A 16,113-nucleotide genomic window follows, 5' to 3' on the forward strand; every position below is an offset into this window, starting at 1 on the left:
CCCCGCGCCGCGCGGGGGCAGACTGGGCCTGTGAACCAACCGTGGGTGCTCCATGTGGACCTGGACCAGTTCATCGCTGCCGTTGAGGTACTCCGCCGCCCGGAGCTCGCGGGAAAGCCGGTCATTGTCGGTGGCCGCGGTGATCCCACAGAGCGTGCCGTCGTCTCCACGGCATCCTACGAGGCCAGGGCCTACGGGGTGGGCTCGGGCATGCCGCTCCGGATCGCCGCTCGGAAAGTGCCGGAGGCAGTCATCCTCCCTGTGGACCACGAGGCCTACCTTGAGGCATCCGAGAAGGTCATGGCGGTCCTGCACTCGCAGCCCGGACCTACGTCCCGGAAGACGGCCGTCCAGGTGCTCGGCTGGGACGAGGCGTTCGTCGGCGTTGAAACGGCTGATCCCGAAGCGTTCGCCCGGCAACTGCAGGAGGCCGTCCTGGCGGAAACCCGCCTGCACTGCAGCATCGGAATTGGTGACACATTGCTGCGCGCCAAGGTTGCCACGTCCTTCGGTAAGCCTGCCGGGGTCTTCAGGCTCACGGAAGGCAATTGGCTGGAGGTGATGGGGGACCGGCCAACGGTCGAGCTGTGGGGTGTGGGAAGCAAAATCTCGCGTCGTCTGGCCACCCTGGGGATCAAGACTGTTGCCGAACTCGCAGCGGCGGACCCCAATGACCTGGTCCCGGAGTTCGGGCCAAGAATGGGCCCCTGGTACGCGCAGCTGGGACGGGGCGACGGCTCCCGGGTGGTGGATGAAACGCCCTGGGTGGCGCGCGGGCACAGCCGCGAGACCACCTTCCAGCGCGACCTGACAGACCCTGAACAGGTGGGCGAGGCCGTGAGGGAGCTGGCGGCGCGGGTTTTGGAGGATGTAGCAGCAGAGGGACGGCCGGTGATTGGCCTCACGCTGAAGGTGCGGTACGCCCCGTTCACCACCAAGACCTACGCTCGGAAGATTCCCGAGACTCCGGATCCCGCAGAGGTGCTGGCCCGGACCCTTGACCTCGTGGCGAAGATCGAGCCGGGGCGTCCCATCCGGCTGCTGGGCCTGCGGGCCGAAATGACGATGCCGGTGGATTCGCGGCAGGGCCATACTCCCACCCGCAGCGGCTGGTGAGCGCCGTCGAGTGCTCCCCACTGGTTCCCTAACCTCGCACGCTCGGCCAGTGAACCCGCCCATTGCTGAGTACCTGTCGTTTTGGCGCTTCAGAACGGCAGGTACTCAGCAGTCGATGGTGGGGACAGCGAAACGGCGGCAGATCCAGGGGATCCGCCGCCGTTTTGGGCTGGTCCAGCACGCCGTTCGCTGCGGCCGCACCAGCAAGGACTAGTTGCGCTTGAACTCGTCCTTGACGCTTTCGCCCACCTTCTTGGCGTCTGCCTTGACCTGGTCGGCCTGGCCTTCTGCCTTGAGGCGGTCGTTGTCGGTCGCGTTGCCTGCAGCTTCCTTGGCCTTGCCGCCAAGGTCCTCTGCCGCGTTACTGATCTTGTCTCCGAGGCCCATGGTTCCGGCCTCCTTTCGTTTCAGTCGATCAACCGCGCCCTTTCACGATAAGCAAAGCTTGCTTGCTATTTCAAGTCCCCCGCCGCTGATGCTGCCCCCTGTCGTGCCCCGCGGTTAGGCTCAGGCTCATGGATAAAACACATGGCAAAGCGGGTGCCAAGGTGGCGCCGCCCCGGCTCTCCGCGGTGGAGCTGCAGGATCTTGAGGACCTGCCGGACCCCGTGTTCCGCCGCGGGGACCGGTATGAGAATGTGCAGTTCAGCCGTGCTGCCGTGGACGGCCTCGACCTGGGAGGTGCCGTATTCACTGAGTGCCGGTTCGACGCTTCGTCTTTCCATGAGGCCCAGCTCCGCGGCGCATCGTTCCGCGACTGCATTCTGGCGGAGGCCTACGCGCCGGTCTTCCTGGGTGCCCGCAGCGCTTGGCGCGAGGTGGAGTTCCGGAATCCGCGCCTGGGTTCGGCCGAACTGTACGAAACGGGCTGGCAGTCCGTCCGGATCGAAGGCGGCAAGGTGGACTTCCTCAACCTGCGCGGCGCCAAGCTCAGTGACGTGCTGATCAGTGGCTGCATCATCAATGAGCTGGACCTCGGCGCTGCCAGCGCAACCAGGGTGAAGCTGGAGGACTGCACGGTGGGATCGCTGGACCTGACCGGGGCCAAGCTGAAGGATTTTGACGTGCGGAGCACCGAATTCCGGAAGATCAGCGGGCTCGGCAACTTGTCCGGCCTGGTGATCGACGAGCATCAGCTCAGCCTCCTGGCGCCGCTGATCGCGGCGCACCTGGGGGTGAAGGTGCTGTAACCGGATGCGCGCCGTGGGCCCGCCGTGTACCATTTACAGAACGAACGGTCGGTAAGTGGCATGGTCTGCTGCGCCGCCCGCCGATGACAGAGCTGTTTATCGCGTGAAGGGTGTTTCCATGGCTGCAACCGCAGGTCCGCAGGCTTTCCTTGTTGGCGGAGTCCGAACGCCCGTGGGGCGGTACGGGGGAGCCTTGTCCTCCGTGCGGCCGGACGATCTTGCGGCCCTGGTGCTCCGCGAAGCGGTGCACGGCGCCGGCCTGGATCCGGAAAGCATCGAGGAAGTGATCCTGGGCAACGCGAACGGCGCCGGCGAGGAGAACCGCAACGTGGCCCGGATGGCCACCCTGCTGGCAGGGCTGCCGCTCCACATTCCCGGAATCACCGTCAATCGGCTCTGCGCCTCGGGCCTCAGCGCCATCATCCAGGCCAGCCACATGATCAAGGCCGGCGCTGCGGACATCGTCATCGCCGGTGGGGTGGAATCCATGAGCCGCGCGCCCTGGGTCCAGGAAAAACCCACCGCCGCGTTCGCCAAGCCCGGCCAGATCTTCGACACTTCCATCGGCTGGCGCTTTACCAACCCCCACTTCCAGCACGGTGGCCTGGCCCGGGACGGGAAGATGACCTACTCCATGCCCGAAACGGCGGAGGAAGTGGCCCGGGTGGACAACATCTCCCGGGAAGACGCCGACGCTTTCGCCGTCCGTTCCCACCAGCTGGCCCTGGACGCCATCGAAGCCGGCCGCTTCAAGGATGAGATCGTGCCGGTCACGGTGAAGACCCGCAAATCCGAAACCGTGGTGGATACCGACGAAGGCCCCCGCCCGGGCACCAGTTTGGACGTGCTCGCGAAACTCAAGCCGGTGGCACACGGCGGATCCGTGGTGACCGCCGGCAACTCGTCGTCCCTCAATGACGGCGCCTCAGCCATCATCGTCGCCTCGGAAGCGGCCATCGGGCGCCTGGGCCTGACCCCCCGCGCCCGCATCATCGACGGCGCCTCTGCCGGCTGTGAACCGGAGATCATGGGCATCGGCCCGGTCCCTGCCACCCAGAAAGTACTGAAGCGGAGCGGCCTCAGCGTCGGTGACCTGTCCGCCGTCGAGCTTAACGAAGCCTTTGCCACCCAGTCCCTGGCCTGCATCCGCCGCCTGGGCCTGGAACCGGAGATCGTGAACCGCGACGGCGGCGCCATCGCCCTGGGGCACCCCCTTGGTTCCAGCGGCTCACGCATTGCCATCACCCTGCTGGGCCGGATGGAACGTGAAGACGCGAAGATCGGCCTCGCCACCATGTGCGTGGGCGTCGGCCAGGGTACGGCGATGCTGCTGGAGAAGGTCTAATGGCCGCCCCGGTGAACCTGGCCGAGGAGAAATTCTCAGCCCTCCTGGTGGAGGAGCGGGAGGACCGGGTGGTGGTGCTGCTCAACCGGCCGGAGGTGAAAAACGCGATCGACCAGCAGATGGTGGACGAACTCCACACCGTCTGCGCGGCGCTGGAACAGAACCCCAAGGTGCTGATCATCGCCGGCACGCAGGGAGTCTTCGCCTCCGGAGCCGACATCGCCCAGCTGCGCGAACGCCGCCGGGATGATGCCCTGCAGGGGATCAACTCCACCATCTTTGTCCGGATCGCCAAACTGCCCATGCCGGTCATCGCCGCGCTGGACGGCTACTGCCTGGGTGGCGGCGCGGAACTCGCCTACGCAGCGGACTTTCGCATCGGCACCCCCAACGTGCGGATCGGCAACCCCGAAACGGGCCTGGGTATCCTGGCCGCGGCCGGTGCCAGCTGGCGGCTGAAGGAGCTCGTGGGTGAACCGCTGGCCAAGCAGATCCTGCTGGCCGGGCAGGTCCTGGGTGCAGGTGAGGCGAAAGCCATCAACCTCATCACCGAAATCCACGATCCCGCCGACCTTTTGGACGCCGCCCACAGCCTGGCCAACAGGATCGGCCGCCAGGACCCGCTGGCCGTCCGCATCACCAAGTCCGTGTTCCATGCGCCCGCGGAATCCCATCCGCTCATTGACCAGCTGGCCCAGGGGATCCTCTTTGAGTCCCAGGCCAAGTTCGACCGCATGCAGGCGTTCCTGGACCGCAACGCCGCCAAGAAGGCCAACAATCCTGCCGACGGAAAGTAGACCATGAGTGATTCATCAGTGAACCCCAACCTGCCCACCCTCGTCGGAGTCCTGGGCGGCGGCCGCATGGGGGCAGGAATTGCCCACGCCTTCCTGATCAAGGGCGCCGACGTCCTGGTGGTGGAGCGCGACGACGTCTCCGCCGAGGCTGCGCGGGAACGCGTGGAATCGGCGGCGCTGAAGAGCATTGAGCGTGGGGCCGTGGATGCCAACTTCGAGGAACTGGCGGTCCGGTTGACGGTAAGCACCGACTACGACGCCTTCGCGGGCCGCCAGCTGGTGGTGGAAGCGGTCCCCGAAGACTGGGACCTCAAGGTGACGGCGCTGCGGGGCATCGAAGAGCGGCTGGCGGAGGACGGGTTCATCGCGTCCAACACCTCCTCGCTGTCAGTCAACGGCCTGGCCCGTGAGCTGAAACGGCCGGAAAACTTCCTGGGCCTGCACTTCTTCAACCCCGTTCCCGCATCCACACTCATCGAGGTGGTGCTGGGGGAGCGGACGTCTCCCGAACTTGCTGCCGCGGCCAAAACGTGGGTGGAGGCACTCGGCAAGACCGCCGTCGTCGTCAACGATGCCCCTGGCTTCGCGTCCTCACGCCTGGGCGTGGCCATCGCGCTGGAGGCCATGCGGATGGTGGAGGAGGGCGTCGCCTCGGCCGAGGACATCGACAACGCCATGGTGCTGGGCTACAAACATCCCACCGGGCCGCTCAAGACCACCGATATCGTGGGCCTTGACGTCCGCCTGGGCATTGCCGAATACCTGCAGTCCGCCCTCGGCGACCGGTTTGCGCCCCCGCAGATCCTCAAGGACAAGGTGGCCCGCGGCGAGCTGGGACGCAAAACCGGCAAGGGCTTTTTTGACTGGCCCAGCTAGGCCGGCCGGCCGGTACAGCGGCTAGTCGAAGAAGCCCACGATGTAGCCGATGAAGTACAGGAGGCACAGCAGGACCACCACGGCGATGATGCCGATCCACAGGAACTGCGTGCCCTTCCTGGTGCCATGCTCCTCATGGCCCTGCGTCATGCTGGTCGAAGCTTCCCCCGGCGGTGTTTCCCCCGGCGGAACCCCGCCCCCGGGCTCCAAGCCGGTCAGCTTGTCCTCTTCCGGATCCGGATTCTGGCCTGACATGTGACTCCCTCGCTCGACGTCGTGGTCCTTTCCCCAGCGTAACCCGCCCTGTGGATGGGCCTAGGCTGGGGCAGTGACTTTCCTTAAGCCCCTTACCCTCACAGGCCGCACCGTAATCCTTGAGCCGCTGGCCCGGGAGCACCACGACGGTTTGGTGGAAGCCGCGGGGGACGGCCAATTGTGGAAGCTCTGGTACACGTCGGTGCCCGCGCCGGGAGAGATGGCGGCGGAGATCCGGCGCCGGCTCGCATTGCAGGAGCAGGGGTCCATGCTGCCGTTCACCACCAGGCTGCTGGGCGGCAACGGCGCGCCGGGCCGCATCATCGGGATGACCACCTACATGAACATCGACGCCGCCACTCCGCGTGTGGAGATCGGCTCCACCTGGAACGCGGCGTCGGTGCAGGGGACCGGCACCAACCCGGACTCCAAGCTCCTGCTGCTGCGCCACGCCTTCGAAAGCATCGGCTGCCCGGCCGTCGAGTTCCGTACGCACTGGCTCAACCACCAGTCGCGGGAGGCGATTGCCCGGCTTGGCGCCAAGCAGGACGGTGTGCTCCGGAGCCACTCGAGGACCAGCGACGGACACCTGCGGGACACGGTGGTGTTCTCCATCCTGGAACACGAGTGGCCGGCCGTCCGCGCCGGGCTTGAGTACCGCCTGGACCGGCGCGGACGGGACCGCGGTCAGGAGCAGAGAACTAGCGGACGGACGGTTGCGCGGAACTGATGGATCCCATCACTGCTGACGCGTAGGCCCGGTGCCCGGCCGCGTTGGGGTGGAAGTTGTAGTCTGCGGCGAAGTTGTTTGGATCCAGTTGCAGCCACGGATCAAGTGAGTTTGCCGCGTGCCCGGCGAACCGCGAGACGACATCGACGTAGCGGGCGTTGGTCCCGTACAGGCCGTTGGCTGTGGCTACCGCACCGGAAATGGTGGCATTGACCGCCAGCGTGGCCCCGTTGATCAGTACCTGGTTCGCCACAGGAATGGGAGCGAAGCTGCTCGAAGGATCAAAGAGCATCGGGTAACCCAGCACCACGATCCTCGCGTTTGGCGCGGCCTGATGAATTGCGGAGTAGGTCTGCACCAGGCCCGCGGTCAGGGAAGCCAGTGCTGCAGGCGACGTGGCTTGTGCGACTGCGGCCTGGCATGCCGTCTCGCCGTAAAGGGCGCACACACCCAAAACCCCGGAGAAGCCCAGGTCGTTTGCTCCCGCCGTGATGGAGACGAGTTCAGTATCAGGGCCGAGCTTGCCTTCGCCCACAAGACCCAGGAGTTGCTCCCGGACTGTCGGGGTATGGATCACAGAGTCGTAGGTGGGGCTGGCCGTTGACAGGACAGCGCCGTGGCAGGCGGCATTGCCCACGAGGTCAACGCGCCCGGTCTTTGCAACGAGATCCACATAGCCCGGGTGGCTCTCCCAGCAGCTCAAACCGGCAGGGCGCTCCTCTGCCCCCGCGCCTGTTCCCGCAGTGTATGAGTCGCCGAGTGCCACAAAATCAATGTTCGGTGCTGGCGCCGCTTCTGCTGGGACCCGTGGCCATGCCCAACGTTATTGCCAGGCTCGCGAAGCCGGCCGCAAGGGCCGAGTACCGCCGTCGTGCTGAAATTTTCATCTTTCGTCCCCTGAAATATTGTGCTGCCCCTCTGAGCGAGGGCAGCCGGGGCAACGCTATACGGCGGACTGTCGATGCGCCTTGGGTCAGGCAGCCCTACTTTCGGCGACGGTTTTCGGGTAGGTGACAAGCTGTTCAGGGTCTGTGGTTAGCTAGCCGCATGACCAAACGCGGCATGGCCATGGACTGGGACGGTGCTGTCAACGCGTGGCACGTTTCCGGCGGCATCTATCGCATGGGTCGGCGCGAATGGCTGACGGAAGCAGGCTGGAAGCAGGCGTTCGACGACGGCGTCCGCACCGTGGTGGATCTTCGTAACGCCGGTGAGGGACGGCGCCGGGACAGGGACCCGGTGGTGCCTGCCGCTGCCTGGGCCGGCATCGACGTGGTGCAGGCGCCCACCGAAGAACCGGGTCACCCGCGCTTCACTGCAGTGACCGGCCCTTACCTGAACGATCCCGCCCACTACGCCGAGAACGCCAGGCTCTTCCCGGAGAAACTGGTAGGCGTCTTCAGAGCTATTGCCGGAGCTGCACCAAAGGGGGACGTCCTGCTGCACTGCGCCGCGGGCCGCGACCGCAGCGGACTGGTAGCCGCGATGGTCCAGGACCTTGCAGGCGACTCCGATGAAGCAATTGCCGAGGGGTACCGCCGGGCTGCCCGGGGAATCAACGAGCGGTACCGTACCCATGGCCCGCCGCACAGCCGTGAACGATACCTGGACGAGGCGGAGCTCGCGCCCTTGCTGGAGCAGCGCGGGCTCGCGGTGGTCGCGTTCGTCCGCGGCCTGGACACGCGCGGCTACCTTCTGGCGCATGGGTTGCGGGACGCGGAACTGGATGCTGTCCTGGCCCTCTCCGGAACGGGTGCGCATAGACTGGGACCAGTGTGACGCATGTGACGTGAGGGAATTGGGGCCTCCGTCACCTCGAGTGGCGGAGAGACGGACAGTGAGCGGAACAACAGCACCAAGGAAAAGGACCTCCCCTGAGAAGCGGCGGGGGCAAAACCCCGGCCCCCTGCACCGTGTGCTCGCACTCGGTGCAGCCGCAGGCTTGCTGACGTCCTCTGCCTACGGAGCCCTTCCCGCTTTCGGCGCCGGTGAAGCTTCGCCCAGCCCGGCATCGGGGACCGGCAGCAGCTCTGCTGCGCCGGCTCCCGCGGCATCCGCCAGCCCGTCTCCATCCACCGGAGCTTCCTCCGGCACGGGCGCCCTCACTGGTCTCTCTGAGGCCGCGCTCGCCGACGCGGTTCAGCGGGACCTCAAGCTGACGCCTCAGCAGTTCCAGGCGGCAGGGGAGCTTGGCGCCCAGGCGGCGGCCGCGGCCGTGCAGCTGCGCCAGCTTCCGGGTTACGTGGGGATCCGGATCGAGGGCGCCGCGATAGTGGTGACCGGCTCCGGTCCTGACCTGGAGGCTGCTGTTGCCGGCCTCGCCGTGAGCGTCAAGGGGCTGTCCCTCGAAGCTCCCGCTGCCGGGCCTGCCGCCGAGGCACCCGCAGCTGCGCCGCCGTCGTCCACTGCTCCGTCTGTGGCACCACCACCCCAGGCCACCACCCCAGCTTCCGCGGAGGGCAACCGGTCCCAGTTGGCAGTCAGCACCGATCGGCTGTTCCAGGAGTATGTGCGCGACGTCGGCCCCCAGGGTCTGCAGGCAGTAATGTCCGCGGGTGGAAAGTTCGTCATCAGGACCGGCGGCATCAACACGCCGGAGTCGCTGTCCTCTTCCTCCAGGGCCGGTGCCGGCACTGCAAGCGCGGCAAGCGGAAAGGTAACCCCTGCACAGTTCGTGTCCCGCTACGCCAACGTGGAGCTCGACGGCGGCACGCCGCTCAAGCCCGAGGCGGACGTTCCCGGCGGCGTTGGCTACCAGACGGACATCGGCTTCATCTGCTCAACCGGCTTTTCCGCGTTCGACCCAACAGGTCTTCCCGCGGTGCTGACCGCCGGCCACTGCGCGTCCGATGGGGAAGCGAAAACGGCCACTTTGGAATTCCAGGGCACGCCGGCCGGACTGCTGGGCAAGTTCGGCTTCAGCCAGTTCGGCGGCCCCGGCAACTCACGGGTGGTTGAGAACCCGCTGGACCCCAGCAACCCCGGAAACGTGGGGACGGACATATCGGTCATCCAGTCGCTGCGGCAGGACATCGATCCGCTTCCCGCTGCCAGCACGTGGGGGGATCCGTCCGTGCCGGGGCCTGACGTGAAAATCATTGGGACCGCAGACCCGGTGGCGGGAATGCCGGTCTGCCGGTCGGGCAGGACCTCGGCCTGGTCCTGCGGAACGGTTGATGCCGTGGGGATCTTCATTGTGCCCGGCCCGGCTTTCGCCACAGGCCCCACAGACCTGCGCGCCTACAACGGCTTCCTGTCTTACGGCGTGCAGTCCAGCGGCGGTGACTCCGGCGGCCCCTACATCAGCGGGAATTACGCCGTGGGCACGCACGCAGCGGGGGACACCCCGGACGAGAACGGGAACGTCATCCAGAACTTTGCCGTGGGCGCCACCCTGCGGGACAGCCTGGCCGTGCTGCCGGGTTACCAGCTGGAACTCTTCCTTAACAAGCCGGCCGTCACTACACCGGCAGCCGGCGGAACATACCAGCCGGGCCAGACCATCACCGGCAGCGTTCCGGCCGCTCCGGCGTCCGCCGTGGCCGAGGGAAGCAAGGTCCGGATCACCATCCAAGGAAAAGACCCGTTCGAGGTAGCCGTGGATCCTGCCGGAAACTGGAGCTTCACGGCTCCGCAGGGCACGGACACGCTCCGATTTACGGCCCGGACTGTGAACGGGTTCAGCACCTCGGGGGCCAACAGCTTTGAGTTCGCTTCGGCAGCAGCGGAACCGCCCGCCCCACCGGCGCCCACTGACCCGGTTCCCACCGCGCCGCCCACCAGCCCGGCCCCAACTACGCCCACCAGCCCGGCCCCAACGGAGCCCGCCCCAACGAGCCCGGCGCCTGCACCGCCGGCGGAAGCCCCCGCCGTCGTGATTCCGCCGGCAAGTACCCCGACGCCGACTGTGCCGCCTGCGGACCTGGCCAACACGGGCGGAAACCGGAACAACCCCGGTGACGCGGGAGACCTGGCCTACACAGGGTCAGCCGGGCTGGTCGCCCCAGCGATCGCCGCTGCCGCCGCGCTCGCCGTCGGGCTCCTGCTGATGGTGCTGGTCCGCCGCCGGAAAGGGCGCTCGATCAATTAGCCGTCGAGGGGCGGGACCGTACGGCCCCGCCCCTCGACGGTTAACTGCGGCGAATTACGTCAATGCCGGTCGCCCCGCTTGTCCTTGCCGTCAACCACCTGGACCGCAACGTCCAGCGTCCCGTCGGCCAGGCTTCCCCACGCGTACACAATGGTGTTCTTCCCGCCTTCCACCGTGATGTCGGCCGGGCCGATGACGGGATCGGTGGTTCCAGCCGCGGCAACAGTGGCCGAAATGGTGCCGGCCTTCAGCTTCAGTTTCGCCTCGTCCGGGTTGCTGAGTCCCTCAATCACGGGCGCTCCGCCAGCCAGGATGTCGACGGCGGGAGCTGCGGCCACGTGCCTGACCGTGAGCTTGCCTTTCCCGTCGTTGCGGGGAGCCTTGGTGTCGTTGGTGAACAGTGAAGCGGTGGGGGCGCCGTCGGCATCGAGGTGCGCCACGGCGGTGTAGTTGCGGCCCTCATCCAGTTCCACGTCCACCGGACCGATCACCGGGTTGTCGGCGCTGGTGGCGTCAGCAGCCGTGATGGCGATTTCGTAGTCGCCCGCAGGCAGTTCCAGGGGCCCGGCGAGGGTGCCAGGGGTGAAATCGTCAAGGGTGAGGTTGCCGTTCACCCACACATCCACGGTAAGGCCCGGAACGCCATGCAGTACCGACAGCAGGGCGGGGTCGTCATCGTGGTGGTGCCATCCGCCGGCCTGGGCGGGAGCGGCGAAGGCCAGCGAAGCGGCGAGTGAGAGGGCTCCGGCGGCGTAGGTCATTTTGCGCATGTCAAACTCCTTGCAGAATGCCCGGGTGGCCGGGCTGTTTGTACTTACGCGGTTAATACCTGCGGAGTGCCGTCTTTGGATGCAGCGCCGGGAACTTTTCGGGTCAAATTTTTCGCTTCATCAGCAGGTTGGTGATCCGCAGGGTGCATAGCCGCTGGCCGGCTTCGTTGGTGATCAGTACCTCGTGCGTGGTGAGCGTCCCGCCCAGGTGGATGGGGGTGGCGGTGATGGTCACCTGCCCCTCGCGGGCGGAACGGTGGTGCGTGGCGGAAACGTCCACGCCCACGGCCGTCTTGCCCATGGTGCTCGCGTGGATGACGGCCGCCCAGGACCCCACGGCTTCGCCCACGGCCAGGGAGGCGCCGCCGTGCAGCAAACCGAACGACTGCCTGTTCCCCTCAACCGGCATGGTGGCCACTACGCGCTCCACGGATTCCTCCAGGATCTTCACGCCCATCTTCTCGTCCAGCTCACCGAGGGTGATCTTCCAGAGCTCGTGCCCTGAGGGCGGGTTCCCGGCGGCATCCGTGGGGGACGGGGCGTTCATAAGTTCTCCTTCGAGGCGGCCAATTCGGTCCTGGCCTTCTAGTCTGCGGCACGGCACTTCATGTATGGTGAATATATTACCGAACGGACGGTCAGTAATGGGCCGCCCTGTTTGCCTGCCCCCTTGTTGGAAGGACCGTCAACGATGACCACCACAGCCACAGCTCCCCAGGCCACGGTCGACACCGTGGAGACAGTGCCCAGCTTCGTCATGGACGCCTGGTGGACGCCCGACGCCGGCTCGTCGGCTTCCGCAGTCCCCGTCCGGGACGCGAGCACAGGGGAGATCCTGGCCAAGGTCAGCACCGAAGGCCTGGACCTCGCAGGCGTGGTGGAGTACGGACGCACCACCGGCCAGGCCGAACTGGGCAAGCTGACCTTCCACCAGCGGGCCCTCAAGCTCAAGGAACTGGCCCAGTACCTGAACGCCCGCCGCGAACATTTCTACAATTTCTCCTTCCAGACCGGCGCCACCAAGATCGACTCCATGGTGGACATCGACGGCGGCATCGGCGTCCTGTTCACCTTCGGCTCCAAGGGCCGGCGCGAGTTGCCGAACTCCCAGGTTGTGGTGGATGGTCCCATGGAAGTCCTGTCCAAGGACGGCTCCTTCGCCGGCGAGCACATCTACACCCGCATTCCCGGCGTCGCCGTGCAGATCAACGCCTTCAACTTCCCCGTCTGGGGGATGCTGGAGAAATTCGCCCCCGCATTCATCGCCGGTGTCCCCACCATCGTCAAGCCCGCCACCCCCACCGGCTACGTAGCTGCAGCCGTGGTCAAGGCCATCGTGGAGTCCAACATCCTGCCCAAGGGCTCGCTGCAGCTGGTCTCCGGCTCGGTCCGCGGCCTGCTGGACGTGCTGGACTACCGGGACCTGGTGGCCTTCACAGGTTCCGCCTCCACCGCCAAGTCACTGAAGTCCCACCCGAACGTGGTGGAGGGCGGTGTCCGGTTCACCTCCGAGACCGACTCCCTGAACGCCGCCATCCTGGGCCCCGACGCCGTGGAGGGCACCCCTGAGTTCGATGCCTTCGTCAAGTCCGTGGTCACCGAGATGACGGTGAAGGCCGGGCAGAAGTGCACCGCCATCCGCCGCGCCATCGTGCCGCAGGAACTGGTGCCGGCCGTGTCCGCTGCCATCGGGAAGCGGATCACGGAGCGGGTTGTCCTCGGCGACCCCCGCGGCGAGGGCGTCACCATGGGCGCCCTGGCCTCGGTGGAGCAGCTTGAGGACGTCCGCGCCGCCGTGCAGTCCATGCTCGACGCCGGCGGTGAGCTTGCGTACGGAACGCTCGAATCGCCGTCGGTCACCTCCGCCGACGGCACCGCCGGGGTGGTGGACGGGGGCGCGTTCATGGCCCCGGTGGTCCTGAACTGGGACAACCCGGAAGCGGAAGCCATCCACTCGCTGGAGGCATTCGGGCCGGTCTCCTCGGTGATTGGCTACAAGGACCTCGCGGACGCTGTCCGCCTGGCCGCCCGCGGCGGCGGATCCCTGGTGGCCTCGGTTTGCACCAACGATCCAGAGGTGGCGCGCGAGCTGGTCACCGGCATCGCCGCCCACCACGGCCGGGTCCTGATGCTGAACCGTGAAGACGCCCGCACCTCCACCGGCCATGGCTCCCCGGTGCCGCACCTGGTCCACGGCGGACCGGGACGCGCCGGCGGCGGCGAGGAACTGGGCGGCATCCGGTCCGTGCTGCACCACATGCAGCGGACCGCCATCCAGGGCTCCCCGAACATGCTCACCGCCGTGACCGGCGTCTGGCACGCCGGGGCCGACCGCAACTTCACGGTGGAGACCGAGGGAACCCACCCGTTCCGGAAGCACCTGTCCACCCTCCGCATCGGCGACGCCGTCCGCTCCGACCTGCGGCAGGTCGCCCTGGAGGACATCACCGCGTTCGCCCACTCCACCGGGGACACGTTCTACGCCCACACCAACCAGGAAGCGGCCGAAGCCAACCCGTTCTTCCCCGGCATCGTGGCGCACGGCTACCTGCTGCTCAGCTGGGGCGCCGGCCTGTTCGTGGAACCCGCGCCGGGTCCCGTGCTGGCAAACTACGGCCTGGAGAACCTGCGCTTCATCACCCCTGTGGCTGCAGGCGATTCCATCCGGGTGACCCTCACGGCCAAGAAGATCACCCCGCGCGAAACCGACGAGTACGGCGAGGTGGCCTGGGACGCCGTCCTCACCAACCAGAACGATGAGATCGTGGCCACCTACGACGTCCTTACCCTCGTCGAAAAGTAGCCCCACGCAAAATCTCTGGTTGCTCTATCACTTTTGGTGCCTAAGAGCCTGTTTTAGCGACCAAAAGTGATAGAGCAACGGGGGATTGGGCCGGTTCTTTTTTGGCCTCCCGGGCGTAAGATTCTGCCCGTAGGAGGTGGCCCAATGACCTTGAGAATGAACACAGCCACAACCATCCTGCCGGTGGACGATGCGGCCCGTGCCCGGAGCTTCTATACGGAGAAGCTGGGGCTCCCGCACCACGGCAAGGGCGACGACGGAAGCGAACTGCTGGGCACGGATGGGGGCCCCTTGCTGCAGCTGATGCCCGTCTCCGACGGCAAACACTCCGAACACACGGCGCTGAGCTTCGAGGTCACGGACATCGAAAAAACTGTCCGCGACATGGAGGCCAGGGGCGTGATGTTCCAGGACTACGACCTGCCCACGCTGAAGACGGAAAACCACATCTGCACCACGGCGTCGGAAAAGTGCGCGTGGTTCATGGACACGGAGCACAACATCCTGTGCATCCACGAAAACCTGGGCGACAAGCTGGAGTACCAGGTTTAGCGCCTGCAGGCATAAAAACAGCAGCAGGGGTGCCCCGGTCGGATCGGGGCACCCCTGCTGCCTGTCTGTGTGCGGCGGCGTCAGCTTTCGGCGCGCCGCCGTGCAGGCCGTCGTCGCTGCTGTCGTCCTCGGGCCCGGTGCCCCGGCCGCTTTCGCTGCGGTCGGAGAGGTCCATGTTGCCGCGGGCCTCATCCATCGTGGGGCCGCCGGAGGGGACGCTGTAGGTGTCCGGGCGGATGCCGTGCGACTGTTCCTCGATCAGTGCCTGCTCCTCGCTGAAGCGGATCACGTTGGCTTCGTCGCCGGCGTCGCCGGGAATGTCCTCGCGGACCTTTGACGGGTCCGGGATGATGAAGCCTGCGTCGGGTTCTTCCTTGGGGTGGCTCATGTTTTCTTCCTTCCTATCGGGTGGTTGTGGTGGCTGGGCGGTCGGTGAGGTCCGCCTTGATGTCCAAGGCCTGGTCGCCACGCTTGACCTTGAAGCCCACGGTGTCGCCGGGGTTGCGTTTGCGAAGTTCCGCCAGGAGCTTTTCCGGCGTGGTGAGCTCCACCCCCTCCATGGACTGCAGGACGTCTCCCGGGCGGATGCCCGCCTTCCCGGCAGGGCCGTCCGAGTCGGCGGCGAGCACCACTACTCCGGCTCCTGCCTGGATGCCCAGCTGGTCGGCAATCTGCGCCGTCAGCTCGCCCGGGGTCAGGCCAAGGTACGCGTGCTTTGCCGTGCCGTTGGCCAGCAGCTCCTCGGCGACGTCGACGGCGGTGGCGGCGGGTATGGCGAAGCCGAGGGAGACCGCGCCGGCCGACGGCGGGATGTAGGCCTCGCTGATTCCGATCACCTCACCGCGCATGTTAATGACGGCGCCGCCGGAGTTGCCCGGGCTGATGGGCGCGTCCGTCTGGATGAGGTCCACGAGGGAGAGGCTGTTGGATGCTGAGCCGGGGATGGAGCGGTGCAGCCCGGAGATGATCCCGGCGGTGGCCGTGTTTTCGAAGCCAAGGGGGGAGCCCAGGACCAGCGCGCCTTCGCCAACCTTGGGCAGGTTGGTTTGGTACGTGGGCTTGGGCAGGCCGGTGCGCTTGGCCTGTACCAGGGCAAGGTCGGTCACGGCGTCGCTGGCCTTGACCGTCCCTTCAACCCGCTGGCCGTCGGCGAACCCCACTTCAACGGTGGTGGCGCCGCGGATCACATGCTCGTTGGTGAGGATCAGCCCGTCGGACGAGTACACCACGCCGCTGCCCAGGCCGCTCTGCGTGAAGATGGTGACCACGGACGGCGACAGGTTCTCCACGAGCTGCGGCAGGTTGCCGCCGAGGGTTCCGGAGCCGGAGGCCCCGCCGGTGGCTTGGGTGCCGGAACCGGCAGAACCCGAGGGCGCCGGCGTGGCAGTGGCGGACGACGGCGACACCTGGGTTGAGGACGTGCTGCTGGGGTTGGGAGGACCCGGCGTGCCGGTGCAGCCACCGAGTGCCAGGGCGGCCGTCAGGGCCCCGGCGCCGAACACCGTGCCGAGCACGGAGGGGTGGCGTCGTGAACGCTTCGGAGCGCTGGCCTGGCTCATCAGGACCTCCTGCGGATGGTGGCTTTCTAC

17 protein-coding genes are annotated in these 16,113 nt (G+C 66.9%); 10 read left to right on the forward strand and 7 right to left on the reverse strand.

Translation table 11 applies throughout. From position 1 onward, the window contains the following. Nucleotides 1-30: 30 nt before the first annotated feature. Nucleotides 31-1,116: a DNA polymerase IV gene (locus tag QF031_RS02820; RefSeq protein WP_442439596.1), complete on the forward strand. Its 1,086-nt coding sequence runs from the start codon at nucleotides 31-33 to the stop codon at nucleotides 1,114-1,116. A 210-nt stretch (nucleotides 1,117-1,326) separates the two neighbouring features. Here QF031_RS02820 and QF031_RS02825 read toward each other — a convergent pair whose 3' ends face one another. Further along, on the reverse strand, nucleotides 1,327-1,503 hold the full coding sequence (locus tag QF031_RS02825) for a CsbD family protein (protein ID WP_307423803.1): 177 nt from the start codon (nucleotides 1,501-1,503) through the stop codon (nucleotides 1,327-1,329). A gap of 128 nt (nucleotides 1,504-1,631) precedes the next feature. On the opposite strand from QF031_RS02825, the gene QF031_RS02830 reads away from it, so the two are divergent. From QF031_RS02830 to QF031_RS02845, 4 genes are all read left to right on the forward strand, one after another. After that, complete coding sequence (locus tag QF031_RS02830; protein ID WP_307423806.1) at nucleotides 1,632-2,306, forward strand: pentapeptide repeat-containing protein; 675 nt, start codon at nucleotides 1,632-1,634, stop codon at nucleotides 2,304-2,306. A gap of 118 nt (nucleotides 2,307-2,424) precedes the next feature. Then, complete coding sequence (locus QF031_RS02835) at nucleotides 2,425-3,651, forward strand: thiolase family protein (RefSeq protein WP_307423808.1); 1,227 nt, start codon at nucleotides 2,425-2,427, stop codon at nucleotides 3,649-3,651. After that, nucleotides 3,651-4,448, forward strand: coding sequence for an enoyl-CoA hydratase/isomerase family protein (locus QF031_RS02840; protein WP_307423811.1), 798 nt, complete (start codon nucleotides 3,651-3,653; stop codon nucleotides 4,446-4,448). Before QF031_RS02835 ends, QF031_RS02840 begins: the two co-directional genes overlap by 1 nt. Before the next feature lie 3 nt (nucleotides 4,449-4,451). Further along, nucleotides 4,452-5,324 (forward strand): 3-hydroxyacyl-CoA dehydrogenase family protein, encoded by an 873-nt coding sequence (locus QF031_RS02845; protein ID WP_307423814.1) that lies wholly within the window; start codon nucleotides 4,452-4,454, stop codon nucleotides 5,322-5,324. A gap of 21 nt (nucleotides 5,325-5,345) precedes the next feature. On the opposite strand, the gene QF031_RS02850 is transcribed toward QF031_RS02845, so the two are convergent. Next, nucleotides 5,346-5,579 (reverse strand): DUF6480 family protein, encoded by a 234-nt coding sequence (locus tag QF031_RS02850; protein WP_307423816.1) that lies wholly within the window; start codon nucleotides 5,577-5,579, stop codon nucleotides 5,346-5,348. Nucleotides 5,580-5,652: 73 nt separating this feature from the next. On the opposite strand from QF031_RS02850, the gene QF031_RS02855 reads away from it, so the two are divergent. After that, on the forward strand, nucleotides 5,653-6,309 hold the full coding sequence (locus QF031_RS02855; RefSeq protein WP_307423822.1) for a GNAT family N-acetyltransferase: 657 nt from the start codon (nucleotides 5,653-5,655) through the stop codon (nucleotides 6,307-6,309). On the opposite strand, the gene QF031_RS02860 is transcribed toward QF031_RS02855, so the two are convergent. Next, a complete protein-coding gene (locus tag QF031_RS02860) occupies nucleotides 6,281-7,075 on the reverse strand; it encodes an SGNH/GDSL hydrolase family protein (RefSeq protein ID WP_307423824.1) in 795 nt (264 codons plus the stop codon). The two genes, QF031_RS02855 and QF031_RS02860, sit on opposite strands and share 29 nt — an antisense overlap. Nucleotides 7,076-7,356: 281 nt before the next feature. Here QF031_RS02860 and QF031_RS02865 point away from each other — a divergent pair, with 281 nt between their 5' ends. Both QF031_RS02865 and QF031_RS02870 read left to right on the forward strand, forming a co-directional pair. Further along, nucleotides 7,357-8,088 carry a tyrosine-protein phosphatase gene (locus QF031_RS02865; RefSeq protein WP_307423825.1) on the forward strand — a complete coding sequence of 244 codons (732 nt, stop codon included), beginning with the start codon at nucleotides 7,357-7,359 and terminating at the stop codon, nucleotides 8,086-8,088. Nucleotides 8,089-8,146: 58 nt separating this feature from the next. After that, nucleotides 8,147-10,399, forward strand: a complete 2,253-nt coding sequence (locus QF031_RS02870) for a S1 family peptidase (protein WP_307423828.1) — start codon at nucleotides 8,147-8,149, stop codon at nucleotides 10,397-10,399. 59 nt (nucleotides 10,400-10,458) lie between these two features. Here QF031_RS02870 and QF031_RS02875 read toward each other — a convergent pair whose 3' ends face one another. After that, a complete protein-coding gene (locus QF031_RS02875; protein ID WP_307423832.1) occupies nucleotides 10,459-11,169 on the reverse strand; it encodes a DUF4397 domain-containing protein in 711 nt (236 codons plus the stop codon). 103 nt (nucleotides 11,170-11,272) lie between these two features. Continuing rightward, entirely contained in the window at nucleotides 11,273-11,716 is a 444-nt protein-coding gene (locus QF031_RS02880; protein ID WP_307423834.1) for a PaaI family thioesterase, read from the reverse strand. Between the two features lie 144 nt (nucleotides 11,717-11,860). Here QF031_RS02880 and paaZ point away from each other — a divergent pair, with 144 nt between their 5' ends. Both paaZ and QF031_RS02890 read left to right on the forward strand, forming a co-directional pair. Beyond that, nucleotides 11,861-13,972, forward strand: a complete 2,112-nt coding sequence (paaZ, locus tag QF031_RS02885; protein WP_307423837.1) for a phenylacetic acid degradation bifunctional protein PaaZ — start codon at nucleotides 11,861-11,863, stop codon at nucleotides 13,970-13,972. Between the two features lie 156 nt (nucleotides 13,973-14,128). Beyond that, entirely contained in the window at nucleotides 14,129-14,524 is a 396-nt protein-coding gene (locus QF031_RS02890; protein WP_307423840.1) for a VOC family protein, read from the forward strand. Here the strand turns inward: QF031_RS02890 and QF031_RS02895 are convergent. Both QF031_RS02895 and QF031_RS02900 read right to left on the reverse strand, forming a co-directional pair. Then, nucleotides 14,454-14,912, reverse strand: a complete 459-nt coding sequence (locus QF031_RS02895) for a hypothetical protein (protein WP_307423842.1) — start codon at nucleotides 14,910-14,912, stop codon at nucleotides 14,454-14,456. The genes QF031_RS02890 and QF031_RS02895 overlap by 71 nt on opposite strands. Before the next feature lie 13 nt (nucleotides 14,913-14,925). Further along, the gene (locus QF031_RS02900) at nucleotides 14,926-16,083 is read right to left on the reverse strand and encodes a S1C family serine protease (RefSeq protein WP_307423845.1); all 1,158 of its coding nucleotides are present in this window, start codon (nucleotides 16,081-16,083) and stop codon (nucleotides 14,926-14,928) included. Nucleotides 16,084-16,113: the final 30 nt, after the last annotated feature.

The sequence above is a fragment of the Pseudarthrobacter defluvii genome (assembly GCF_030816725.1).
GTDB lineage: Bacteria > Actinomycetota > Actinomycetes > Actinomycetales > Micrococcaceae > Arthrobacter > Arthrobacter defluvii_A.